The following is a 24,470-nucleotide window of genomic DNA, read 5'->3' on the forward strand; positions in this document are numbered from 1 at the left end:
GTGTTATCTCTGGGAATCCGCCCACCTTGTTATGGGAATTGGCCCACCTATCTATGGGAAACACCCCACCTTACTATGGGAATTAGCCCACCTTGTTATGGGAATTGGCCCACCTTAGACGAAACTGTAAAAAATGTATTTACTTGTTTGAACTTTGTGGTAGTGTGGAGAGTAATTTTTAACCCACAAAGGCAAGGCTCATGGATAAGTTGCTGAACAAAAAGATAAAAGTTAAGCAGTCTAACGAGCTTACCGAAGCTGCTTACTACCTCTCGCTAAAAGCAAAGCGCGTTCTCTGGTTATGTCTTATGCAGACGTATTTCACAGCTTCAGTAAGCGAAGATGATGATGAGATGGCTGTACTCGGTGACTCTACTTTCAAAGTAAAGGTGGCTGACTATGAGCAAATTTTTCAGGTAAGCCGTAACCAGGCTATCAAGGATGTTAAAGAAGGCGTGTTTGAGTTAAGCCGTTCTGCGGTAATCTTTTACCCGAAAGAAGGGAGTTTTGACTGCGTCGCGCGCCCCTGGCTAACAGAGGCTGGCAGCCGATCAGCTCGTGGTATCTGGGAAATCGAATTTAACCATAAACTCCTGCGGTACATTTACGGCCTGACGAACCAGTTCACCACCTACTCGCTCCGCGATTGTGGCAGTCTTCGAAATCCACGGACGATCCGCCTTTATGAAAGTCTTGCTCAATTCAAATCTTCAGGCTTATGGGTTACTACTCATGCTTGGTTAAATGACCGTTTCCTTTTGCCGGAATCCCAACAGAAGAACTTGGCAGAGTTGAAACGATCTTTCCTTGATCCTGCACTCAAGCAGATAAATGAGAAAACACCTTTACTTGCTAAGTATAGTATTGATGATTCAGGAAAATTTCTGTTCTCAATAATTGATAAGCAAAATCCCGTCTGACATAAATCAGCACACATGAGCCTGTCATTTGACAAATTTTTGTCATGAAGATGGGCGAATTTCCACACAGCACCGGCGCCCGGCAAGGTGGGCGGATTCCCACACGGCACCGGCGCCCGGCAAGGTGGGCGGATTCCCACACGGCACCGGCGCCCGGCAAGGTGGGCGGATTTCCACACGGCACCGGCGCCCGGCAAGGTGGGCGGATTCCCACACGGCACCGGCGCCCGGCAAGGTGGGCGGATTTCCACACGGCACCGGCGCCCGGCAAGGTGGGCGGATTCCCACACGGCACCGGCGCCCGGCAAGGTGGGCGGATTCCCACACGGCACCGGCGCCCGGCAAGGTGGGCGGATTCCCACACGGCTCCGGCGCCCGGAAAGGGTGGGCGGATTTCCACACAGCACCGGCGCCCGGCAAGGTGGGCGGATTCCCACACGGCACCGGCGCCCGGAAAGGGTGGGCGGATTTCCACACAGCACCGGCGCCCGGCAAGGTGGGCGGATTTCCACACGGCACCGGCGCCCGGCAAGGTGGGCGGATTCCCACACGGCACCGGCGCCCGGCAAGGTGGGCGGATTCCCACACGGCTCCGGCGCCCGGCAAGGTGGGCGGATTCCCACACGGCACCGGCGCCCGGCAAGGTGGGCGGATTCCCACACGGCTCCGGCGCCCGGAAAGGGTGGGCGGATTTCCACACAGCACCGGCGCCCGGCAAGGTGGGCGGATTCCCACACGGCACCGGCGCCCGGCAAGGTGGGCGGATTCCCACACGGCTCCGGCGCCCGGAAAGGGTGGGCGGATTTCCACACAGCACCGGCGCCCGGCAAGGTGGGCGGATTCCCACACGGCACCGGCGCCCGGAAAGGGTGGGCGGATTTCCACACAGCACCGGCGCCCGGCAAGGTGGGCGGATTTCCACACGGCACCGGCGCCCGGCAAGGTGGGGGGATTCCCACACGGCACCGGCGCCCGGCAAGGTGGGCGGATTCCCACACGGCACCGGCGCCCGGCAAGGTGGGCGGATTCCCACACGGCACCGGCGCCCGGCAAGGTGGGCGGATTCCCACACAGCACCGGCGCCCGGCAAGGTGGGCGGATTCCCACACAGCACCGGCGCCCGGCAAGGTGGGCGGATTCCCACACGGCACCGGCGCCCGGCAAGGTGGGCGGATTTCCACACGGCACCGGCACCCGGCAAGGTGGGCGGATTCCCACACGGCACCGGCGCCCGGCAAGGTGGGCGGATTTCCACACAGCACCGGCGCCCGGCAAGGTGGGTGGATTCCCACACGGCACCGGCGCCCGGTAAGGTGGGCGGATTTCCACACGACAGCGGCGCCCGGCAAGATGGGCGGATTCCCATATCGACATGTATGTAGCTTGTGTTATCCGTGGATTGTGCAGCTCAGCGGGTCGCTGGTCGTATGGCGTAGTGTCCCCCGTAACCGGCCGCGTGCGGCCGCTAACTCGCAGTACGGCGCCGCGACCCGAAGGCGGGCCGCCGTTCCCGCGCGCAGGCGCGCGGCGCCCACTGCGCACCCCCGTGGGGGACATACGGCAGCTGTGTGGCGGTGAGCGGGATTAGGGCTTTGCAGGGAGGGGGCTGGGTCGGGCGATACGTTCAGCATTGCGGTTTCCGGCGATTTGCGGCCGGTGCCCGTTTAACTCCGGCGTGGTCGCCTTCCATGCCCTGACGGCATAAGAAAATAAAACCGCCATGCTGCGGTCATTCATGATTTTGTGGTGTAGCGATAAATAGTCATGCGAGAAACGTTGAAGCGCTTAGCAACTGCACCAACTGTCATTTCAGGATCAGCAAGTAAGATTCTAATTTGTTTAACATCTTCTTCAGAAAGTGACGGTTTTCTCCCTCCCACACGGCCCCTTGCGCGTGCAGCTGCAAGGCCTGAGCGCGTTCTTTCAATATTGCGGTTGCGTTCAAAGCTAGAGAATATCGCCATCAGATGAGTATAGATTTCCCCTATAACTGGCGCATTTGTGTCTATTCTGTCCTTGATGGCTATGAAAGTTATTCCGCGTTTCTTCAGGTCGTCGAGTAAAGTAATGACTTGACCCAATGAACCGCCGAGCCGATCTAGTGCCCAAACTACTAGGGTATCTCCCTCGCGCAATGCTTTCAGGCAGTTCTCCAGTTCCGGCGCACCTTTTTTGTCGCGCTTTGGGCCGCTACGTGAGGTCTGATCCTGATAGATTTGCTCACATCCAGCTTTTGTTAGTTCGTCAACCTGGTGCGCCACATCCTGAAGATGCGTAGATTTACGTGCATAGCCGATTTTCATTCTTTTCTCGCTAATTAGTTATGGGGTTATTGTTATGTTGATACAGTAACGAGTTTTGTTACATGAGGGGAGTCATTTTTCGGGAGAAGTCAGGACTTTTCAAGACTGTCACAAAAACCATCGTTTTTGATACATTAATTTAACCAATAGGTTGCAGATCAAATCGCCTGTAACAGCCTTTCTGGCTGTTTGTCGTTTTCAGAAGACGGCTGCACTGAACGTCAGAAGCCGACTGCACTATAGCAGCGGAGGGGTTGGATCCATCAGGCAACGACGGGCTGCTGCCGGCCATCAGCGGACGCAGGGAGGACTTTCCGCAACCGGCCGTTCGATGCGGCACCGATGGCCTTCGCGCAGGGGTAGTGAATCCGCCAGGATTGACTTGCGCTGCCCTACCTCTCACTAGTGAGGGGCGGCAGCGCATCAAGCGGTGAGCGCACTCCGGCACCGCCAACTTTCAGCACATGCGTGTAAATCATCGTCGTAGAGACGTCGGAATGGCCGAGCAGATCCTGCACGGTTCGAATGTCGTAACCGCTGCGGAGCAAGGCCGTCGCGAACGAGTGGCGGAGGGTGTGCGGTGTGGCGGGCTTCGTGATGCCTGCTTGTTCTACGGCACGTTTGAAGGCGCGCTGAAAGGTCTGGTCATACATGTGATGGCGACGCACGACACCGCTCCGTGGATCGGTCGAATGCGTGTGCTGCGCAAAAACCCAGAACCACGGCCAGGAATGCCCGGCGCGCGGATACTTCCGCTCAAGGGCGTCGGGAAGCGCAACGCCGCTGCGGCCCTCGGCCTGGTCCTTCAGCCACCATGCCCGTGCACGCGACAGCTGCTCGCGCAGGCTGGGTGCCAAGCTCTCGGGTAACATCAAGGCCCGATCCTTGGAGCCCTTGCCCTCCCGCACGATGATCGTGCCGTGATCGAAATCCAGATCCTTGACCCGCAGTTGCAAACCCTCACTGATCCGCATGCCCGTTCCATACAGAAGCTGGGCGAACAAACGATGCTCGCCTTCCAGAAAACCGAGGATGCGAACCACTTCATCCGGGGTCAGCACCACCGGCAAGCGCCGCGACGGCCGAGGTCTTCCGATCTCCTGAAGCCAGGGCAGATCCGTGCACAGCACCTTGCCGTAGAAGAACAGCAAGGCCGCCAATGCCTGACGATGCGTGGAGACCGAAACCTTGCGCTCGTTCGCCAGCCAGGACAGAAATGCCTCGACTTCGCTGCTGCCCAAGGTTGCCGGGTGACGCACACCGTGGAAACGGATGAAGGCACGAACCCAGTGGACATAAGCCTGTTCGGTTCGTAAACTGTAATGCAAGTAGCGTATGCGCTCACGCAACTGGTCCAGAACCTTGACCGAACGCAGCGGTGGTAACGGCGCAGTGGCGGTTTTCATGGCTTGTTATGACTGTTTTTTTGTACAGTCTATGCCTCGGGCATCCAAGCAGCAAGCGCGTTACGCCGTGGGTCGATGTTTGATGTTATGGAGCAGCAACGATGTTACGCAGCAGGCAGCAGGGCAGTCGCCCTAAAACAAAGTTAGGCATCACAAAGTACAGCATCGTGACCAACAGCACCGATTCCGTCACACTGCGCCTCATGACTGAGCATGACCTTGCGATGCTCTATGAGTGGCTAAATCGATCTCATATCGTCGAGTGGTGGGGCGGAGAAGAAGCACGCCCGACACTTGCTGACGTACAGGAACAGTACTTGCCAAGCGTTTTAGCGCAAGAGTCCGTCACTCCATACATTGCAATGCTGAATGGAGAGCCGATTGGGTATGCCCAGTCGTACGTTGCTCTTGGAAGCGGGGACGGATGGTGGGAAGAAGAAACCGATCCAGGAGTACGCGGAATAGACCAGTCACTGGCGAATGCATCACAACTGGGCAAAGGCTTGGGAACCAAGCTGGTTCGAGCTCTGGTTGAGTTGCTGTTCAATGATCCCGAGGTCACCAAGATCCAAACGGACCCGTCGCCGAGCAACTTGCGAGCGATCCGATGCTACGAGAAAGCGGGGTTTGAGAGGCAAGGTACCGTAACCACCCCAGATGGTCCAGCCGTGTACATGGTTCAAACACGCCAGGCATTCGAGCGAACACGCAGTGATGCCTAACCCTTCCATCGAGGGGGACGTCCAAGGGCTGGCGCCCTTGGCCGCCCCTCATGTCAAACGTTAGAAAAGGAAAAGTATGAGCAAGTTATCTGTATTCTTTATATTTTTGTTTTGCAGCATTGCTACCGCAGCAGAGTCTTTGCCAGATTTAAAAATTGAAAAGCTTGATGAAGGCGTTTATGTTCATACTTCGTTTGAAGAAGTTAACGGGTGGGGCGTTGTTCCTAAACATGGTTTGGTGGTTCTTGTAAATGCTGAGGCTTACCTAATTGACACTCCATTTACGGCTAAAGATACTGAAAAGTTAGTCACTTGGTTTGTGGAGCGTGGCTATAAAATAAAAGGCAGCATTTCCTCTCATTTTCATAGCGACAGCACGGGCGGAATAGAGTGGCTTAATTCTCGATCTATCCCCACGTATGCATCTGAATTAACAAATGAACTGCTTAAAAAAGACGGTAAGGTTCAAGCCACAAATTCATTTAGCGGAGTTAACTATTGGCTAGTTAAAAATAAAATTGAAGTTTTTTATCCAGGCCCGGGACACACTCCAGATAACGTAGTGGTTTGGTTGCCTGAAAGGAAAATATTATTCGGTGGTTGTTTTATTAAACCGTACGGTTTAGGCAATTTGGGTGACGCAAATATAGAAGCTTGGCCAAAGTCCGCCAAATTATTAAAGTCCAAATATGGTAAGGCAAAACTGGTTGTTCCAGGTCACAGTGAAGTTGGAGACGCATCACTCTTGAAACTTACATTAGAGCAGGCGGTTAAAGGGTTAAACGAAAGTAAAAAACCATCAAAACCAAGCAACTAAATTTCTAACAAGTCGTTGCAGCACGCCACTACGTGGCTGGACAGTTTGTAAGTTGCGCTTTTGTGGTTTGCTTCGCAAAGTATTCCACAACGCGCAACTTACAAACTGCCGCTGAACTTAGCGTTAGACATCATGAGGGTAGCGGTGACCATCGAAATTTCGAACCAACTATCAGAGGTGCTAAGCGTCATTGAGCGCCATCTGGAATCAACGTTGCTGGCCGTGCATTTGTACGGCTCCGCAGTGGATGGCGGCCTGAAGCCATACAGCGATATTGATTTGTTGGTTACTGTGGCCGTAAAGCTTGATGAAACGACGCGGCGAGCATTGCTCAATGACCTTATGGAGGCTTCGGCTTTCCCTGGCGAGAGCGAGACGCTCCGCGCTATAGAAGTCACCCTTGTCGTGCATGACGACATCATCCCGTGGCGTTATCCGGCTAAGCGCGAGCTGCAATTTGGAGAATGGCAGCGCAATGACATTCTTGCGGGTATCTTCGAGCCAGCCATGATCGACATTGATCTAGCTATCCTGCTTACAAAAGCAAGAGAACATAGCGTTGCCTTGGTAGGTCCGGCAGCGGAGGAATTCTTTGACCCGGTTCCTGAACAGGATCTATTCGAGGCGCTGAGGGAAACCTTGAAGCTATGGAACTCGCAGCCCGACTGGGCCGGCGATGAGCGAAATGTAGTGCTTACGTTGTCCCGCATTTGGTACAGCGCAATAACCGGCAAAATCGCGCCGAAGGATGTCGCTGCCGACTGGGCAATAAAACGCCTACCTGCCCAGTATCAGCCCGTCTTACTTGAAGCTAAGCAAGCTTATCTGGGACAAAAAGAAGATCACTTGGCCTCACGCGCAGATCACTTGGAAGAATTTATTCGCTTTGTGAAAGGCGAGATCATCAAGTCAGTTGGTAAATGATGTCTAACAATTCGTTCAAGCCGACCGCGCTACGCGCGGCGGCTTAACTCCGGCGTTGAACTTGCCTCGCAGGCTCGGGGAAGTGAATTCACCATCAAGTGTAGCTGGATAAATATACAGTGGTGTTCTATATTTTTTAGATGGACAAACTGACACTACAAAAGCTGTTTCGAGCGCAATTGGCTGAGGCAGCCCCCGCACTTAACATCCCCTTGTATCAACTCAAGGCGGCACAGGCGATCAGCGGTTGTCGTACCGAAGCGATGGGTAGCCATGGGCAATATTGTAGTAACGGTCATCTCTGCGGAGTCTTTTATAACTCCTGCCGGCATCGGGGCTGTCCGCAGTGCCAATATACGGCGAAAGAGCGGTGGTTAGCGCAGTGGTCAGCGCGACTATTGAATGTGCAGCATCACCATTGGATCTTCACCGTACCGCACGAACTGCTGGGTTTATGGCGATATAATCGTGAATGGTTTCAGGAGCAAATGTATCTTGCGGTGTCGAAGACGCTTAAGCAGCTCAGTCGTGCTGGTGGTCATTTAGGAGCCCAACCTGGCTACTTATTAGCCCTGCATACATGGGGCAGAAATCTGAGTGAACACCCGCATATTCACTGCCTGATCACCCACGGTGGTGTGAGCGATTCGGGAAAATGGCTCAGTCCTAAGCGAGCGATAATGTTTCCGGTAAAAGTCATGCGGCGTCTATTCCGGGGCAAATTTTTGGCTGCTACAAAACAAGCGTTAGCCAATAACGCACTGACGTTCCCACCAGATCAGCAAACAACGGAACTGATGAACTTGAGCAATAAGCTAGGACGAATAGACTGGCAGGTTTATGCCTGTGCTCCTTATGCTCACGGTGTGGGCGTCGCTAAATATTTAGCTCGGTATATGCGCGGCGGTGCGATCAATAACAAACAGCTCATTGCCGTGAAAAATAATATGATCACGTTTAAATATAAATCACACCAAACCAAAAAGACTGAACGACAGCAAGTTAGCCTGCCAAATTTTACGCGTATGGTATTGAAGCACTTGCCCTTAAAAGGCAAACCCACTATTCGCTACTACGGGATATATCATCCAACTGTGGTTGAAAAGTTAAATGTGGCAAGAGCACAATGTAAACAAGCGCAGTTTATTACAGCCCAGTTGCCAACATGGCAAGCAATGCTAAATAAGCTAGGCATAAGATTAATTTGCCCAATATGTGGTGTCACAGAACGAATAGCGGCGGCCCCGCTTAAATGATAACTGGGCTGGTACTTAAAATCCGTACTCGACGCGGAGCAATATAGTGTGGGTAAAGGACTCAACTCATGACAATAAGCGTGGTGATAATAGTGAGTGGTTGTTACTATCCGATTATAAATCATGAGTTTGGCGACTGATAATCACGAGGCTTTTCCCCAGTGGGTCCGGAAGTTCAACAATACGATGAATCAGTCAAAGGTCTCCACACTCGACGAAGAGTAGAAAATGCTGAGTGGACCTTCGCTGATTATCTAAGCGTTAGATGCACTAAGCACATAATTGCTCACAGCCAAACTATCAGGTCAAGTCTGCTTTTATTATTTTTAAGCGTGCATAATAAGCCCTACACAAATTGGGAGATATATCATGAAAGGCTGGCTTTTTCTTGTTATCGCAATAGTTGGCGAAGTAATCGCAACATCCGCATTAAAATCTAGCGAGGGCTTTACTAAGCTTGCCCCTTCCGCCGTTGTCATAATCGGTTATGGCATCGCATTTTATTTTCTTTCTCTGGTTCTGAAATCCATCCCTGTCGGTGTTGCTTATGCAGTCTGGTCGGGACTCGGCGTCGTCATAATTACAGCCATTGCCTGGTTGCTTCATGGGCAAAAGCTTGATGCGTGGGGCTTTGTAGGTATGGGGCTCATAATTGCTGCCTTTTTGCTCGCCCGATCCCCATCGTGGAAGTCGCTGCGGAGGCCGACGCCATGGTGACGGTGTTCGGCATTCTGAATCTCACCGAGGACTCCTTCTTCGATGAGAGCCGGCGGCTAGACCCCGCCGGCGCTGTCACCGCGGCGATCGAAATGCTGCGAGTCGGATCAGACGTCGTGGATGTCGGACCGGCCGCCAGCCATCCGGACGCGAGGCCTGTATCGCCGGCCGATGAGATCAGACGTATTGCGCCGCTCTTAGACGCCCTGTCCGATCAGATGCACCGTGTTTCAATCGACAGCTTCCAACCGGAAACCCAGCGCTATGCGCTCAAGCGCGGCGTGGGCTACCTGAACGATATCCAAGGATTTCCTGACCCTGCGCTCTATCCCGATATTGCTGAGGCGGACTGCAGGCTGGTGGTTATGCACTCAGCGCAGCGGGATGGCATCGCCACCCGCACCGGTCACCTTCGACCCGAAGACGCGCTCGACGAGATTGTGCGGTTCTTCGAGGCGCGGGTTTCCGCCTTGCGACGGAGCGGGGTCGCTGCCGACCGGCTCATCCTCGATCCGGGGATGGGATTTTTCTTGAGCCCCGCACCGGAAACATCGCTGCACGTGCTGTCGAACCTTCAAAAGCTGAAGTCGGCGTTGGGGCTTCCGCTATTGGTCTCGGTGTCGCGGAAATCCTTCTTGGGCGCCACCGTTGGCCTTCCTGTAAAGGATCTGGGTCCAGCGAGCCTTGCGGCGGAACTTCACGCGATCGGCAATGGCGCTGACTACGTCCGCACCCACGCGCCTGGAGATCTGCGAAGCGCAATCACCTTCTCGGAAACCCTCGCGAAATTTCGCAGTCGCGACGCCAGAGACCGAGGGTTAGATCATGCCTAGCATTCACCTTCCGGCCGCCCGCTAGCGGACCCTGGTCAGGTTCCGCGAAGGTGGGCGCAGACATGCTGGGCTCGTCAGGATCAAACTGCACTATGAGGCGGCGGTTCATACCGCGCCAGGGGAGCGAATGGACAGCGAGGAGCCTCCGAACGTTCGGGTCGCCTGCTCGGGTGATATCGACGAGGTTGTGCGGCTGATGCACGACGCTGCGGCGTGGATGTCCGCCAAGGGAACGCCCGCCTGGGACGTCGCGCGGATCGACCGGACATTCGCGGAGACCTTCGTCCTGAGATCCGAGCTCCTAGTCGCGAGTTGCAGCGACGGCATCGTCGGCTGTTGCACCTTGTCGGCCGAGGATCCCGAGTTCTGGCCCGACGCCCTCAAGGGGGAGGCCGCATATCTGCACAAGCTCGCGGTGCGACGGACACATGCGGGCCGGGGTGTCAGCTCCGCGCTGATCGAGGCTTGCCGCCATGCCGCGCGAACGCAGGGGTGCGCCAAGCTGCGGCTCGACTGCCACCCGAACCTGCGTGGCCTATACGAGCGGCTCGGATTCACCCACGTCGACACTTTCAATCCCGGCTGGGATCCAACCTTCATCGCAGAACGCCTAGAACTCGAAATCTAACGTCCGTTCGGGCATCGAGGTCCATGTCGGGGTGGGACGGGCCCGTGGCTTCAAGATCACTTGCAGTCCGACCGCGATGTCTTGGTTGCGCGAGAGGTTGTCGATATCCTCCACTTCCATCATCAACCCTGGATAATGCCGCCGCCGTCATCGCCGCCGACGCCCGTGCCGGGCTTTTCGGGCCTGTCAGGCTTGCTCGGCCTTCAGCCTGCCTGGGCGAGATCTCCGGCGGACGGATTAACGGCGGAGCTTCGCCGCCTTTCGTGCGTGTGAAGGCCGAAGATAGTTCTCTCAAAAACATCCGTTTATGAGAGATACCAAATGTCATTTTCAGAAGACGACTGCACCAGTTGATTGGGCGTAATGGCTGTTGTGCAGCCAGCTCCTGACAGTTCAATATCAGAAGTGATCTGCACCAATCTCGACTATGCTCAATACTCGTGTGGGCTCTGTTGCAAAAATCGTGAAGCTTGAGCATGCTTGGCGGAGATTGGACGGACGGAACGATGACGGATTTCAAGTGGCGCCATTTCCAGGGTGATGTGATCCTGTGGGCGGTGCGCTGGTATTGTCGCTATCCGATCAGCTATCGCGACCTTGAGGAAATGCTGGCGGAACGCGGCATTTCGGTCGACCATACGACGATCTATCGCTGGGTCCAGTGCTACGCCCCGGAGATGGAGAAGCGGCTGCGCTGGTTCTGGCGGCGTGGCTTTGATCCGAGCTGGCGCCTGGATGAAACCTACGTCAAGGTGCGGGGCAAGTGGACCTACCTGTACCGGGCAGTCGACAAGCGGGGCGACACGATCGATTTCTACCTGTCGCCGACCCGCAGCGCCAAGGCAGCGAAGCGGTTCCTGGGCAAGGCCCTGCGAGGCCTGAAGCACTGGGAAAAGCCTGCCACGCTCAATACCGACAAAGCGCCGAGCTATGGTGCAGCGATCACCGAATTGAAGCGCGAAGGAAAGCTGGACCGGGAGACGGCCCACCGGCAGGTGAAGTATCTCAATAACGTGATCGAGGCCGATCACGGAAAGCTCAAGATACTGATCAAGCCGGTGCGCGGTTTCAAATCGATCCCCACGGCCTATGCCACGATCAAGGGATTCGAAGTCATGCGAGCCCTGCGCAAAGGACAGGCTCGCCCCTGGTGCCTGCAGCCCGGCATCAGGGGCGAGGTGCGCCTTGTGGAGAGAGCTTTTGGCATTGGGCCCTCGGCGCTGACGGAGGCCATGGGCATGCTCAACCACCATTTCGCAGCAGCCGCCTGATCGGCGCAGAGCGACAGCCTACCTCTGACTGCCGCCAATCTTTGCAACAGAGCCTCCGTCGCCATGCTCACCTCGCTTTGGTGCACACGAGTATTGAGCATAGTCGAGATTGGTGCAGATCACTTCTGATATTGAACTGTCAGGAGCTGGCTGCACAACAGCCATTACGCCCAATCAACTGGTGCAGTCGTCTTCTGAAAATGACACTGTTTGTATATAATCATGAAAAAATGGTGAGTAGAGTTTCAGGGTAACAGGGGATGCTTATGTCGGTTTTCCACAACTGGCTACTTGAGATCGCATGTGAGAATTACTTCGTCTACATCAAACGCCTTTCCGCCAACGATACCGGCGCAACAGGTGGTCACCAGGTAGGGCTTTATATCCCTTCAGGTATCGTTGAAAAACTCTTTCCGTCTATCAACCATACCCGTGAACTGAACCCTTCGGTTTTTCTCACCGCACATGTGTCATCGCATGATTGCCCTGACAGCGAAGCCAGGGCAATTTATTATAACAGCCGTCATTTTGGTAAAACCCGGAATGAAAAAAGGATTACCCGCTGGGGTAGAGGCAGCCCACTTCAGGATCCTGAAAATACAGGGGCTCTGACGCTCCTGGCTTTCAAGCTTGATGAGCAAGGGGGGGACTGTAAGGAAGTAAATATTTGGGTATGCGCCAGCACTGATGAAGAGGACGTCATTGAGACCGCTATTGGTGAAGTTATACCCGGAGCGCTTATATCCGGCCCCGCAGGACAGATTCTAGGCGGACTATCTCTACAGCAAGCGCCAGTAAATCATAAATATATTCTACCTGAAGACTGGCACCTGCGCTTTCCGTCGGGAAGTGAAATTATTCAGTATGCAGCCAGCCATTATGTGAAAAATTCCCTTGATCCGGATGAGCAACTTCTTGACCGCCGGCGCGTGGAGTACGACATATTTCTATTGGTTGAGGAACTGCATGTTCTGGATATCATCCGGAAAGGATTTGGCTCTGTGGATGAATTTATTGCGCTGGCCAATTCTGTCAGCAATCGCCGTAAATCCAGAGCCGGGAAGTCGCTGGAACTGCACCTGGAGCATCTATTCATTGAGCACGGCCTGCGACACTTTGCGACGCAGGCCATCACAGAAGGTAATAAAAAACCCGATTTCCTTTTCCCTTCCGCAGGGGCTTACCACGATACTGAGTTTCCCGTAGAAAATCTGCGCATGCTGGCAGTCAAGACTACCTGTAAGGATCGCTGGCGTCAGATACTGAATGAGGCCGATAAAATTCATCAGGTGCATCTGTTTACACTCCAGGAGGGAGTTTCTCTGGCTCAATATCGGGAGATGCGGGAGTCGGGTGTCAGATTGGTCGTGCCATCATCTCTGCACAAAAAATACCCGGAGGCGGTGAGAGCTGAGCTAATGACGCTAGGTGCGTTTATTGCTGAGCTGACAGGGCTTTACGCAGATATTCCATAGATTATCTCCCGGCATAAATACCGGGAGGAGCGATCAGATTCGTTCAACCTTGCACGAATCGGCATTAACCGCTTTCAGGATATAAGGTTCAAGCAGTTTGGCTACGGCTTCAAACACGGGCACCACTACGGAGTTACCGAACTGCCTGTACGACTGAGTGTCTGACACAGGAATGCGAAAAGGCCTGCCATCTACTTTTTCAAAACCCATAAGGCGCGCGCACTCTCGCGGAGTCAGCCTGCGGGGCCGATGCGCCTGATTTTCTTCGTTCGCGAAGTCTGTTTCACCTGTGGCCATATCCCAGCCACGGTCTATCAGAATTTCAGACCCGTCTTTGTGATAGCGAGCAGAAAGCGTACGGGCAATGCTTTCTTTATTTTCAGGATTAACGAGGCCAAAACCGAATCCGTTACCCTTAGCTGCGTGCTTTTTGGCGTAGTTGGGGTCTGAGGGCCAATGGAACGAAAACGTACGCTAAGGAAATAACCAATTGTTATAATTGATATTATTCATTCTTCTCTATGAACTGAAAGCCCGCACTAAGCAATGTTTTAGCCTCAAATGACTTTTTTACCTACCCAACTAACGTAACGATCGCACATCAGGTCGTTTTTCAACCGCATAGTGACACCTGCACTCACATGCGAGAAAACACATATGATTTTGACTTCTTGTTTTGGTGGAGAGACAATACCCATTCATAGCAGGAGTACATAATGCCAGAAATTGCATCCCTACAACTTTTCAAAATACTATCTGATGAAACCCGCCTGGGTATCGTGCTACTGCTCAGGGAGATGGGGGAGCTGTGCGTATGCGATCTCTGCACAGCGCTGGAACAATCACAACCCAAGACCTCCCGCCATCTGGCGATGCTTCGGGAAAGTGGCCTGTTGCTGGATCGCAAGCAGGGGAAATGGGTTCATTATCGCTTATCCCCGCATATTCCTTCCTGGGCTGCCCTGGTGATTGAGCAGGCCTGGTTAAGTCAACAGGACGACGTACAGGCCATCGCCCGTAAGCTGGCATCGGCCAACTGCTCTGGCAGCGGTAAGGCTGTTTGTATCTAAAAATTTTGCCTGTACATATATGTTTTTACGAATATGAGGTGTTAAAGATGAAAATGTTAACGGTGTTTGATCCGGCGATGTGCTGCAGTACCGGCGTTTGTGGTTCAGATGTCGATCAGGTTTTGGTCAATTTTTCTGCTGATGTGCAATGGCTGAAAGGGCGTGGGGTTCAGATCGAACGTTATAACCTGGCGCAGCAGCCTATGAGCTTCGTTGAGAACGAAAAAGCGAAAGCATTCCTTGAGGCTTCTGGAGCTGAAGGGCTTCCGCTGCTGTTGCTTGATGGTGAAACGGTGATGGCCGGGCGATACCCAAAACGCGCTGAACTGGCTCGCTGGTTTGGTATACCGCTGGAAAAGGTGGGTTTAGCTTCCACCAGTTGCTGTGGTGGTAAAACTTCCTGTTGTTGAGTATGTCAGGAGGACATATGAAATTCTTAGAGAATATCCCGTCTTACCTGTTTTTCACCGGTAAGGGAGGTGTAGGCAAAACTTCGATTTCCTGCGCAACGGCTATACGTCTGGCTGAACTGGGAAAGCGTGTTCTGCTTGTCAGTACCGACCCGGCTTCCAATGTCGGTCAGGTATTCGATCAGACTATCGGTAACACTATCCAGCCCGTGACTGCTGTGTCTGGTCTTTCGGCTCTGGAGATTGACCCGCAGGACGCCGCCCAGCAATACCGCGCCAGAATCGTTGACCCTATTAAAGGTCTTTTGCCTGATGACGTTGTTAACAGCATCAGTGAACAGCTTTCAGGAGCTTGTACGACAGAGATCGCTGCATTCGACGAGTTTACTGGCTTACTGACTGACGCTTCTCTGCTGACCCGCTTTGATCACATCATTTTTGATACTGCCCCAACTGGCCACACTATTCGCCTTCTTCAGCTTCCCGGAGCCTGGAGCAGCTTCATCGAAAGTAACCCGGATGGTGCTTCCTGTCTTGGTCCAATGGCTGGGCTGGAAAAACAACGCGAGCAATATGCTCATGCGGTTGAGGCATTATCCGATCCTGAACGAACTCGCCTTGTGCTGGTCGCGCGATTGCAAAAATCAACACTGCAGGAAGTCGCTCGTACTCATGACGAATTATCAGCTATTGGCCTTAAAAATCAGTATTTAGTCATTAACGGTGTCCTGCCTGCGAGCGAAGCAGAACGTGATGCACTGGCCGCTGCAATATGGCAACGGGAGCAAGAGGCGCTGGCAAATCTTCCTGCCGGGTTATCTGATTTGCCGACAGACAACTTATACCTGCAGCCGCTGAACATGGTTGGTGTATCCGCATTGAAAGGCCTGCTCAACGAACACGCTGAGATAACATCGCTTCCTGAACAAAGCCCACAGAACAAGCCAGAGAATATGTCGTTGTCTGTCCTGGTTGATGATATCGCCCGCAGTGAACACGGTTTGATTATGCTGATGGGCAAAGGTGGTGTGGGCAAAACCACAATGGCTGCGGCTATCGCCGTCAGTCTGGCGGATAAGGGTTTTGATGTGCATCTCACCACCTCAGATCCTGCTGCACATCTCAGTACAACGCTCAATGGCAGCCTCAAAAATCTGCAGGTCAGCCGAATCAACCCTCACGATGAAACTGAACGCTATCGTCAGCATGTTCTTGAGACGAAAGGCAGGGATCTGGATGAGGCTGGGAAACGGCTGCTCGAAGAGGATTTACGTTCTCCTTGCACAGAAGAGATTGCGGTGTTCCAGGCGTTTTCACGCGTAATTCGTGAAGCTGGCAAACGGTTTGTGGTCATGGATACGGCACCTACCGGGCATACGCTATTACTGCTTGATGCTACCGGGGCTTATCACCGTGAGATTGCCAGGAAGATGGGGGATAAAGGTCATTTTACCACTCCGATGATGCAGCTTCAGGACCAGGAACGTACCAAAGTTTTGCTGGTCACTCTGCCTGAAACCACACCTGTACTGGAAGCGGCAAACCTGCAGTCCGATCTTGAACGTGCGGGGATTCATCCCTGGGGCTGGATTATCAATAACAGCCTTTCGATTGCACAGACGCAATCGCCGCTGCTTTGCCAGCGCGCCCTACAAGAGCGTCCTCAAATCGAGGTTGTGAAAAACCAGCATGCAAGCCGCATAGCGTTAGTACCGGTAATGGCTGCAGAGCCCACTGGCATCGAGAAACTCAGAGAGCTGGTTGTTTAATTTTTTTTGTATATACAGGGCGGCAAAGCCGTCCTGTCTGGAGGATTTATGTTACTGGCAGGCGCTATTTTTGTCCTGACCATCGTTTTGGTTATCTGGCAACCGAAGGGATTAGGGATCGGCTGGAGTGCGACGCTGGGCGCGGTACTGGCGCTGATCTCTGGCGTAGTCCATTTTGGTGATATCCCTGTAGTGTGGAATATTGTCTGGAATGCGACGGCGACCTTTATTGCCGTGATTATTATCAGCCTTCTGCTCGATGAATCGGGCTTTTTCGAATGGGCGGCGCTGCACGTTTCACGTTGGGGTAACGGTCGCGGGCGTTTGCTGTTTACCTATATCGTTTTGCTCGGCGCAGCGGTGGCGGCACTGTTTGCCAACGATGGTGCGGCATTGATTCTGACGCCAATTGTTATCGCCATGCTGCTTGCATTAGGTTTCAGCAAAGGCACTACGCTGGCATTTGTCATGGCCGCCGGGTTTATTGCCGATACGGCCAGTCTGCCGCTTATCGTGTCCAACCTGGTTAACATCGTTTCTGCAGACTTCTTTGGGCTGGGTTTCACTGAGTATGCGTCGGTAATGGTGCCGGTGGATATCGCAGCCATTATCGCCACGCTGGTGATGCTGCATCTGTTCTTCCGCAAAGATATTCCGCCAACTTACGACCTGGCTCTCCTGAAAGCACCGGCAAAAGCGATTAAAGATCTGGCAACCTTCAGAACCGGCTGGATAGTGTTGATCCTTCTTCTGGTTGGCTTTTTCGTCCTTGAGCCGTTGGGTATCCCGGTCAGTGCGATTGCTGCTGTAGGGGCTGTCATTCTGTTTGCGGTGGCGAAGCGAGGCCATGCCATTAACACTGGCAAAGTGCTTCGCGGTGCGCCATGGCAGATCGTCATATTCTCTCTGGGAATGTATCTGGTGGTCTATGGTCTGCGTAATGCCGGACTAACAGAATACCTCTCCGGTGTGTTGAACGTGCTGGCAGATAAAGGACTTTGGGCCGCGACGTTTGGTACTGGCTTCCTGACGGCTTTCCTCTCTTCCATCATGAACAATATGCCTACCGTGCTGGTTGGTGCTCTCTCTATTGATGGCAGCACTGCAACAGGCGTTATCAAAGAGGCGATGATTTTTGCCAACGTGATTGGCTGCGATCTTGGACCGAAAATTACACCTATTGGTAGCCTGGCAACGTTGCTCTGGCTGCATGTCCTTTCACAGAAGAACATGACCATCACATGGGGATACTATTTCCGCACCGGGATCGTCATGACTCTGCCTGTGCTGTTTGTAACGCTGGCCGCGCTGGCGCTACGTCTCTCTTTCACTTTGTAATGAGATACTGATATGAGCAACATCACCATTTATCACAACCCAGCCTGCGGCACGTCGCGTAATACGCTGGAGATGATCCGCAACAGCGGTATCGAGCCGACCGTTATTCTTTACCTTGAGACTCCACCTTCACGCGATGAGCTGCTCAAACTCATTGCGGATATGGGCATTTCCGTCCGGGCTTTGCTGCGTAAGAACGTCGAGCCGTATGAGGAACTGGGTCTTGCAGAAGATAAATTTACTGACGACCAGCTCATCGACTTTATGCTACAGCATCCGATTCTGATCAACCGTCCGATCGTAGTGACGCCACTGGGAACTAAACTTTGCCGTCCTTCAGAGGTTGTTCTCGATATCCTTCCAGATGCCCAGAAAGCGGCTTTCACCAAGGAAGACGGTGAAAAAGTCGTTGATGATTCAGGTAAAAGACTGAAATAAAGACGAAGGGGGCATTTGCCCCCTTCATTATTACTTCGCCATTTCTTCCAGCAGGTCAATACCAACCGGCTCTTCGCTCTGTAGCGCTGTTAATGCAATACGCTTTGCATACTGCTCTTCCACATCAGAGATGAGAGGCAGCTCGCGGTTCGCCCTGATCTTCAGGAAAGGCGAAGACGGTTGAGCAGCTGCCAGGCTGTTATTAACGACCCATGCCCACGGCTCGATGCCAGCTCGGCGTAGATCCTGCTGCAGGTTAGCGGCTTCCAGTACAGGTGTCGTTTCGGCAAGCGTCACGATAATCACCTTCGTCTTCTCCGGGTCTGCTGCTTTTTCGCTATCACCTGTCTTCGATGTCAGAAAGCGAGAGAATTCGGCTTCATGCTGTCGCCAGAACACACTCATGCAATTGTTGAATGCCTTTACATCACTCATGTTCGTCCTCAAATTTTGCTCAGATTAACCCGGCTCTCATCTTCCAGAATTTTATAAACAGTGGAACGGGCAATACTGAGCCGGCGGGCAATATCTGTTGCACCAGTTCCCTGCTGATGAAGTGCCAGTACACTATTTCTGTCGATGATGCGCTTTCGGCCAAACCGGATACCTTTCAGCCTGGCCTCCTGCCGTCCTTCGTTCGTACGCTCCAGAATCCTCCTGCGTTCGGCCTGGGCTACAGCTGAAAGAATGGTCACAACCATTTTCCCCATTTCACCGTCGGTGCTGATCCCGTCGTCTATGAATCGGACCGCGACTCCCTGAGCGTCGAATTCTTTTATCAGTTGGATCATATCGGCAGTGTCGCGGCCAAGCCGGTCGAGTTTCTTCACCAGGATGACGTCACCTTCCTCCACCTTCATTCGCAGCAGATCCAGTCCTTTCCTGTCGGTAGAACTGCCGGATGCTTTGTCGGTAAATATGCGACTGGCTTTCACCCCCGCCTCTTTAAGCCCCTTGATCTGAATATCGAGGGACTGCTGGCTTGTTGATACCCGTGCGTAACCAAAAAGTCGCATAAAAATGTATCCTAAATCAAATATCGGACAGTGGGTGTCTGTTATAACAAAAAATCGATTTAATAGACACCTAGACAACACCATTTTAGTGTGTCCGAGAATTTATAATATTTCGGACGGTTGCGAAATTGTTAATTCATGACCATCAGGCAGGGAGGCCGGTATGCCCGTCGATTTTCTGACCACTGAGCAGGAACTGAATTATGGTCGCTATGTTGCAGAACCCAATGACGTGCAGCTGGCGCGCTATTTTCATCTTGATGAGCGGGATCTTGCCTTCATTAACCAGCGGCGGGGAAGGCATAACCGGCTGGGAATTGCGCTTCAGCTCACCACCGCCCGTTTTCTGGGCACCTTTCTGACAGACTTAACCCGGGTTCTGCCAGGTGTTCAGCAATTTGTCGCGGTGCAGCTTAATATTCGCCGTCCGGAAGTCCTTACCCGCTACGCAGAACGGGTTACCACCCTCAGAGAGCATACTGCGCTGATTAAGGAATATTACGGTTACCATGAATTTGGCGATTTCCCCTGGTCTTTCCGCCTGAAGCGCCTGCTGTACACCCGCGCATGGCTCAGTAATGAGCGACCCGGCCTTATGTTTGATTTTGCCACCGCGTGGCTGCTTCAGAATAAGGTCCTGCTGCCCGGAGCAACCACACTTGTACGTCTCGTCAGTGAAATACGCGAACGGGCAAATCAGCGGCTGTGGAAGAAACTGGCCGCGTTGCCGGACAGCTGGCAGACCGCCCGCGTGACGGAGCTTCTGGACATTCCTGAGGGGCAGCGTACTTCACCGCTGGAGCAACTGAAAAAGGGACCGGTCACCGTCAGCGGCCCGGCATTTACCGAAGCGCTGGAGCGGTATATCCGGCTGCGAAACCTGGAATTTTCCCGACTGAATTTTACCGGTCTGCCTGCTATACAACTGCGTAATTTGGCCCGTTACGCAGGCATGGCGTCGGTAAAATATATCGCGCGAATGCCACAGCAGAGAAAACTGGCCGTACTCACAGCATTCGTTAAAGCGCAGGAGACTGCGGCGCTGGATGAGGCCGTTGATGTGCTCGATATGCTGATACTGGATATCACTCGTGCGGCGAAGAAAACGGGGCAGAAAAAACGGCTCAGGACGCTTAAAGATCTTGATCGTGCTGCGCTAATATTGGCGCGGGCATGTTCATTGTTGCTGGATGAACAGGCTGACGATGCTGAACTGAGGGAGACCATATTCAACAGCATACCGAAAAGCAGGCTGGCAGAATCCGTCAGCAAGGTAAATGAGCTGGCCCGGCCTCAGAACAACAATTTCCATGACGAAATGGTGGAGCAGTACGGGCGGGTAAAGCGCTTTCTTCCGGCGGTATTGCGCGACCTGCATTTCCAGGCAGCGCCAGCCGGAGAACATACGTTGTCCGCCATTCATTATCTGACCGAACTGAACGGCTCGAAAAAGCGCATCCTGGACAATGCGCCTGAACATATTATTACCGGCCCCTGGAAACGCCTGGTATACGATGCGGAGGGCCGGATACAGCGTGCCGGTTACTCGCTTTGTCTGCTGGAGCGCCTTCAGGATGCACTACGTCGAAGGGACATCTGGCTCGAAAACAGCGATCGCTGGGGAAATCCCCGCGAGAAGCTGTTGCAGGGGGAAGAATGGCAGGCTCAGCGGGTCCCCGTTTGCCGGGCGCTGGGACATCCCACTGATGGACATAAAGGCGTGCAACAGTTGGCGGTCCAGCTAGATGAAACCTGGAAAACCGTCGCATCCCGCTTTGAAGGAAATGCGGAGGTTCATATTTGCCATGACGGTAAACATCCTTCCCTGACTATCAGCAGCCTGGAGAAACTGGAGGAGCCAACATCGTTGCATCGTCTCAACAGTCGGGTAAGGCTGCTACTCCCGCCAGTAGATTTGACGGAACTGTTGCTTGAAATAGATGCCAGAACGGGATTTACACGTGAGTTTACGCATGTCAGTGAATCCGGGGCCCGGGCACAGGATCTGCACATCAGCCTGTGCGCGGTCCTGATGGCAGAGGCCTGCAATATCGGGCTGGAACCGCTGATAAAGCACAATATACCGGCGCTGACGCGCCACCGGCTTAGCTGGGTAAAACAGAATTACCTCCGGGCAGAAACGCTGGTCAGCGCCAATGCCCGCCTGGTTGATTTTCAGTCCACACTGGAGCTTGCTGGCCGCTGGGGTGGTGGCGAAGTGGCTTCAGCTGATGGCATGCGCTTTGTCACGCCGGTGAAAACCGTCAATTCAGGACCTAACAGAAAATATTTTGGTTCCGGACGTGGCATCACCTGGTACAACTTCGTCTCTGATCAGTACTCTGGATTCCACGGCATCGTTGTCCCCGGCACATTACGAGATTCCATTTTTGTGCTGGAAGGCCTTCTGGAGCAGCAGACAGGGCTGAATCCGGTTGAGATCATGACAGACACAGCCGGTACCAGCGACATTATTTTTGGCCTCTTCTGGCTGCTGGGATACCAGTTTTCCCCCCGGCTTGCCGATGCCGGTGAAGCGGTATTCTGGCGAGTGGATAAATCGGCAAATTACGGTGCACTGGACGAACTGGCACGTGGTTGTGCCGATCTGTCGAAAGCCGAGGATCAGTGGGATGAGATGATGCGAACCGCCGGTTCGCTGAAACTGGGCACCATTCATGCTTCAGAACTCATTCGCTCTTTGCTGAAAAGCTCGCGCCCATCAGGGCTGGCACAGGCGATCATGGAAGTGGGGCGCGTCAACAAGACGCTGTACCTTCTTAATTATATTGATGATGAGGATTATCGTCGGCGGATCCTGACGCAGCTAAACCGGGGGGAAGGCCGCCATGCTGTGGCGAGGGCGATCTGCTACGGGCAGCGCGGTGAGATCAGAAAGCGCTATCGTGAAGGTCAGGAAGATCAGCTGGGGGCACTGGGCCTGGTCACTAACGCAGTGGTGCTGTGGAACACACTTTATATGCAGGAAGCCCTGAGCTGGATACGCAGTAATGGAGAAGAAATCGGGGTTGAAGATATCGCCCGGTTGTCCCCACTGATGCACGGGCATATCAATATGCTGGGGCATTATACGTTTACGCTACCGGAGGATATTTTGAAGGGGGAACTGAGAGAACTAAATTTCAATTTAAACAATGAATTAACTTCTTAGCGTACGTTTTCGTTCCATTGGCTCTCAAACCCCAATACCGGCCATCCAGGCGGTGTTATGTCAACGCACGCTAACTCTGCGCGCGATGCCTTTAACCGTATTGGGCTGCTTATCAAGGCGACCCCTATCGGCCGTATGCTCGATATGAGCGATATTATGCGAATGCTCTACTCCACCATTGACGTTGTGGTGCATATGGAAAAGCGGAAAATCAAAGAAATTTATTTTGACCCTGAATATAAAATGCAGTGTGTGAACGGGAGCCTGTAATGAAAAACTTAGCAACCTGGCTTCTGGCCGCAGCATTTACGACAGCCGCCCTGCCCGCCTTTGCGGTGGAACCATCCGTTCAGGTTGGCTACTCGCCTGAAGGAAGCGCCCGCGTTCTCGTCCTGAGCGCCATTGACTCCGCAAAAACCTCGATACGGATGATGGCTTATTCTTTTACCGCCCCGGATATTATGAAGGCGCTGGTAGCAGCCAAAAAACGGGGAGTTGATGTGAAAATCGTAATTGATGAAAGGGGCAATACGGGGCGCGCCAGCATTGCGGCCATGAACTACATAGCGAACAGCGGCATCCCTTTGCGTACTGACAGTGATTTCCCTATCCAGCATGACAAGGTGATCATCGTGGATAATGTGACCGTTGAAACTGGCAGCTTTAATTTCACCAAAGCGGCCGAAACGAAAAACTCGGAGAATGCGGTGGTGATCTGGAACATGCCTAAGCTCGCTGAATCATTCCTCGAACACTGGCAAGACCGCTGGAATCGGGGGAGAGACTACCGTTCCAGCTACTGAATACTGACCGCCGAAAGGCGGTTTTTTTTGTTCAAAGAAACTGATCTCAGTATCGCGCACGGGGCAGCTGGCCAACGTCGCCGGCATCGCGCCGGCAAAAATCGAAAAACAGAAATATCAGCAAGATAGCTTAAACAGGTGTCGGGAAATTTCGTTGAGATATTTTGAAGGAATCACAGTGTAAGCAGGCGGCCTATTTCAAAAAAGGCGGCTGTACGGTAGTCACTGACTCTCTCGCAGATCTTCCCGCTCATGTACCAGTAATACCCGTCAGTGCTGACAATATCGAGCAAATACCGCATATCATAAACCGTATCGGGTATTACCTCACCCTCACCGGCCAGAACGCCGCTGGCAATAGAATGGTTCCCTCCTCGTACAAAGCCTATCCGCCAGGGCAACCACAAAGTAACGCGGTGGTTAATATCCTGTACCCACGGATTGCCCTTAGCGCTGCCTATATCGGCTAAAGCACTCCGGTAGCTTGATTCATCCCACGGCCACGGCAGGATCTTGGCCGTCGCAAGCGCCAGGGGAAAATCTTCAGCTGCAAGCCTGAGTGATTTCATGTGCGTGTAATCCATCGCCCAGATGATTTTTGTGAAGAAGAACTCGCGCTCGTTCATGTCCGGGCGCGCGTCCTGGCCCTCCGTGCCAACGGCCAGCAAGGGGTCGTCTCAGAATTCGGAAAATAAAGCACGCTAGCGGTTGATCTGTCAGGTTGAAGCCTGAGAGGCCGAGCGCAGATCGTCAGAAAAGGCGAAAAACGATCCTAATCTGACGCAACATAGGTGGGGTGCCTGACGCCCGGTTGAGGCGTACTTCAACTGGACACCATTCCAGAAAGACCAAGCATGGCATGGCCTGCCGCTGTCTTACCGTGCTTTATTTCCCGTTTTCTCTATCGACCCCTATCTCATCTGCGCAAGGCAGAACGTGAAGACGGCCGCCCTGGACCTCGCCCGCGAGCGCCAGGCGCACGAGGCCGGCGCGCGGACCCGCGCCACGGCCCACGAGCGGACGCCGCAGCAGGAGCGCCAGAAGGCCGCCAGAGAGGCCGAGCGCGGCCGTGAGGCTGACGCTAGGGCAGGGCATGAAAAAGCCCGTAGCGGGCTGCTACGGGCGTCTGACGCGGTGGAAAGGGGGAGGGGATGTTGTCTACATGGCTCTGCTGTAGTGAGT

At 53.5% G+C, this 24,470-nt stretch carries 22 protein-coding genes and 5 pseudogenes; 20 read left to right on the forward strand and 7 right to left on the reverse strand.

Annotation, left to right across the window (positions count from 1 at the left end; all coding sequences use genetic code 11):
• The first annotated feature begins 200 nt into the window (after positions 1-200).
• On the forward strand, positions 201-920 hold the full coding sequence (locus MRY16398_RS30145) for a replication initiation protein (RefSeq protein WP_001749982.1): 720 nt from the start codon (positions 201-203) through the stop codon (positions 918-920).
• Positions 921-2,653: 1,733 nt separating this feature from the next.
• Here the strand turns inward: MRY16398_RS30145 and MRY16398_RS30155 are convergent.
• Both MRY16398_RS30155 and intI1 read right to left on the reverse strand, forming a co-directional pair.
• Positions 2,654-3,223, reverse strand: a complete 570-nt coding sequence (locus tag MRY16398_RS30155) for a recombinase family protein (protein ID WP_001749988.1) — start codon at positions 3,221-3,223, stop codon at positions 2,654-2,656.
• Positions 3,224-3,615: 392 nt separating this feature from the next.
• Entirely contained in the window at positions 3,616-4,629 is a 1,014-nt protein-coding gene (gene intI1 / locus MRY16398_RS30165) for a class 1 integron integrase IntI1 (RefSeq protein ID WP_000845048.1), read from the reverse strand.
• Between the two features lie 167 nt (positions 4,630-4,796).
• On the opposite strand from intI1, the gene aac(6')-Ib reads away from it, so the two are divergent.
• The 9 genes and pseudogenes from aac(6')-Ib to MRY16398_RS30215 all read left to right on the forward strand — a co-directional run bounded on the left by aac(6')-Ib (position 4,797) and on the right by MRY16398_RS30215 (position 11,797).
• Positions 4,797-5,351: an AAC(6')-Ib family aminoglycoside 6'-N-acetyltransferase gene (gene aac(6')-Ib / locus MRY16398_RS30170; RefSeq protein ID WP_012695458.1), complete on the forward strand. Its 555-nt coding sequence runs from the start codon at positions 4,797-4,799 to the stop codon at positions 5,349-5,351.
• A 76-nt stretch (positions 5,352-5,427) separates the two neighbouring features.
• Positions 5,428-6,168: a subclass B1 metallo-beta-lactamase IMP-6 gene (locus MRY16398_RS30175; protein WP_032492096.1), complete on the forward strand. Its 741-nt coding sequence runs from the start codon at positions 5,428-5,430 to the stop codon at positions 6,166-6,168.
• Between the two features lie 132 nt (positions 6,169-6,300).
• Positions 6,301-7,092: an ANT(3'')-Ia family aminoglycoside nucleotidyltransferase AadA2 gene (locus tag MRY16398_RS30180; RefSeq protein WP_001261740.1), complete on the forward strand. Its 792-nt coding sequence runs from the start codon at positions 6,301-6,303 to the stop codon at positions 7,090-7,092.
• A 140-nt stretch (positions 7,093-7,232) separates the two neighbouring features.
• The gene (locus tag MRY16398_RS30185; RefSeq protein WP_032492616.1) at positions 7,233-8,348 is read left to right on the forward strand and encodes an IS91 family transposase; all 1,116 of its coding nucleotides are present in this window, start codon (positions 7,233-7,235) and stop codon (positions 8,346-8,348) included.
• 369 nt (positions 8,349-8,717) lie between these two features.
• Positions 8,718-9,065, forward strand: a complete 348-nt coding sequence (locus MRY16398_RS30190; protein ID WP_000679427.1) for a quaternary ammonium compound efflux SMR transporter QacE delta 1 — start codon at positions 8,718-8,720, stop codon at positions 9,063-9,065.
• Positions 9,059-9,898 carry a sulfonamide-resistant dihydropteroate synthase Sul1 gene (sul1, locus tag MRY16398_RS30195; protein ID WP_000259031.1) on the forward strand — a complete coding sequence of 280 codons (840 nt, stop codon included), beginning with the start codon at positions 9,059-9,061 and terminating at the stop codon, positions 9,896-9,898. The genes MRY16398_RS30190 and sul1 overlap by 7 nt, the downstream gene beginning before the upstream one ends.
• A 127-nt stretch (positions 9,899-10,025) precedes the next feature.
• Positions 10,026-10,526 (forward strand): GNAT family N-acetyltransferase, encoded by a 501-nt coding sequence (locus MRY16398_RS30205; protein WP_000376623.1) that lies wholly within the window; start codon positions 10,026-10,028, stop codon positions 10,524-10,526.
• A gap of 320 nt (positions 10,527-10,846) precedes the next feature.
• A pseudogene (locus MRY16398_RS30780) lies at positions 10,847-10,915 on the forward strand (EAL domain-containing protein); the annotation flags it as partial.
• A gap of 117 nt (positions 10,916-11,032) precedes the next feature.
• A complete protein-coding gene (locus tag MRY16398_RS30215; protein WP_001389365.1) occupies positions 11,033-11,797 on the forward strand; it encodes an IS6-like element IS6100 family transposase in 765 nt (254 codons plus the stop codon).
• Positions 11,798-11,936: 139 nt separating this feature from the next.
• Here MRY16398_RS30215 and MRY16398_RS30785 read toward each other — a convergent pair.
• A pseudogene (locus MRY16398_RS30785) lies at positions 11,937-12,002 on the reverse strand (EAL domain-containing protein); the annotation flags it as partial.
• 61 nt (positions 12,003-12,063) lie between these two features.
• Here MRY16398_RS30785 and MRY16398_RS30230 point away from each other — a divergent pair.
• Positions 12,064-13,272, forward strand: coding sequence for a type II site-specific deoxyribonuclease (locus MRY16398_RS30230; RefSeq protein WP_001749969.1), 1,209 nt, complete (start codon positions 12,064-12,066; stop codon positions 13,270-13,272).
• A 33-nt stretch (positions 13,273-13,305) separates the two neighbouring features.
• On the opposite strand, the pseudogene MRY16398_RS30235 reads toward MRY16398_RS30230, so the two are convergent.
• Positions 13,306-13,728: pseudogene (locus MRY16398_RS30235) on the reverse strand (DNA cytosine methyltransferase); the annotation flags it as partial.
• Between the two features lie 260 nt (positions 13,729-13,988).
• Between MRY16398_RS30235 and arsR the strand changes: the two are divergent.
• The 5 genes from arsR to arsC are packed head-to-tail and all read left to right on the forward strand — an operon-like array spanning position 13,989 to position 18,297.
• On the forward strand, positions 13,989-14,342 hold the full coding sequence (arsR, locus tag MRY16398_RS30240) for an As(III)-sensing metalloregulatory transcriptional repressor ArsR (RefSeq protein WP_001114073.1): 354 nt from the start codon (positions 13,989-13,991) through the stop codon (positions 14,340-14,342).
• 47 nt (positions 14,343-14,389) lie between these two features.
• Positions 14,390-14,752 carry an arsenite efflux transporter metallochaperone ArsD gene (gene arsD / locus MRY16398_RS30245; protein WP_000783215.1) on the forward strand — a complete coding sequence of 121 codons (363 nt, stop codon included), beginning with the start codon at positions 14,390-14,392 and terminating at the stop codon, positions 14,750-14,752.
• Between the two features lie 17 nt (positions 14,753-14,769).
• Positions 14,770-16,521 carry an arsenite efflux transporter ATPase subunit ArsA gene (gene arsA, locus MRY16398_RS30250; protein WP_001556710.1) on the forward strand — a complete coding sequence of 584 codons (1,752 nt, stop codon included), beginning with the start codon at positions 14,770-14,772 and terminating at the stop codon, positions 16,519-16,521.
• Between the two features lie 48 nt (positions 16,522-16,569).
• On the forward strand, positions 16,570-17,859 hold the full coding sequence (gene arsB / locus MRY16398_RS30255; protein WP_000922630.1) for an arsenite efflux transporter membrane subunit ArsB: 1,290 nt from the start codon (positions 16,570-16,572) through the stop codon (positions 17,857-17,859).
• 12 nt (positions 17,860-17,871) lie between these two features.
• Positions 17,872-18,297, forward strand: a complete 426-nt coding sequence (gene arsC / locus MRY16398_RS30260) for a glutaredoxin-dependent arsenate reductase (RefSeq protein WP_000065758.1) — start codon at positions 17,872-17,874, stop codon at positions 18,295-18,297.
• Positions 18,298-18,327: 30 nt separating this feature from the next.
• Here arsC and MRY16398_RS30265 read toward each other — a convergent pair whose 3' ends face one another.
• Both MRY16398_RS30265 and MRY16398_RS30270 read right to left on the reverse strand, forming a co-directional pair.
• Complete coding sequence (locus tag MRY16398_RS30265; RefSeq protein WP_004118313.1) at positions 18,328-18,732, reverse strand: ArsA-related P-loop ATPase; 405 nt, start codon at positions 18,730-18,732, stop codon at positions 18,328-18,330.
• 8 nt (positions 18,733-18,740) lie between these two features.
• On the reverse strand, positions 18,741-19,313 hold the full coding sequence (locus tag MRY16398_RS30270; protein ID WP_001556711.1) for a recombinase family protein: 573 nt from the start codon (positions 19,311-19,313) through the stop codon (positions 18,741-18,743).
• A 163-nt stretch (positions 19,314-19,476) separates the two neighbouring features.
• Here MRY16398_RS30270 and MRY16398_RS30275 point away from each other — a divergent pair, with 163 nt between their 5' ends.
• The 3 genes and pseudogenes from MRY16398_RS30275 to MRY16398_RS30285 all read left to right on the forward strand — a co-directional run bounded on the left by MRY16398_RS30275 (position 19,477) and on the right by MRY16398_RS30285 (position 23,288).
• A complete protein-coding gene (locus MRY16398_RS30275) occupies positions 19,477-22,485 on the forward strand; it encodes a Tn3 family transposase (RefSeq protein ID WP_001556712.1) in 3,009 nt (1,002 codons plus the stop codon).
• A gap of 27 nt (positions 22,486-22,512) precedes the next feature.
• Positions 22,513-22,755, forward strand: a pseudogene (locus MRY16398_RS30280) (P-loop NTPase family protein); the annotation flags it as partial.
• Complete coding sequence (locus MRY16398_RS30285; protein ID WP_000792636.1) at positions 22,755-23,288, forward strand: phospholipase D family nuclease; 534 nt, start codon at positions 22,755-22,757, stop codon at positions 23,286-23,288. The pseudogene MRY16398_RS30280 and the gene MRY16398_RS30285, both read left to right, overlap by 1 nt.
• A gap of 173 nt (positions 23,289-23,461) precedes the next feature.
• On the opposite strand, the gene MRY16398_RS31135 is transcribed toward MRY16398_RS30285, so the two are convergent.
• The gene (locus tag MRY16398_RS31135) at positions 23,462-23,914 is read right to left on the reverse strand and encodes a DUF6710 family protein (protein ID WP_001749956.1); all 453 of its coding nucleotides are present in this window, start codon (positions 23,912-23,914) and stop codon (positions 23,462-23,464) included.
• 310 nt (positions 23,915-24,224) lie between these two features.
• Between MRY16398_RS31135 and MRY16398_RS30295 the strand changes: the two are divergent.
• Positions 24,225-24,465: pseudogene (locus MRY16398_RS30295) on the forward strand (relaxase).
• The last annotated feature ends 5 nt before the right edge of the window (positions 24,466-24,470 follow it).

The sequence above is a fragment of the Phytobacter sp. MRY16-398 genome, assembly GCF_003925915.1.
Lineage (GTDB): Bacteria > Pseudomonadota > Gammaproteobacteria > Enterobacterales > Enterobacteriaceae > Phytobacter > Phytobacter diazotrophicus.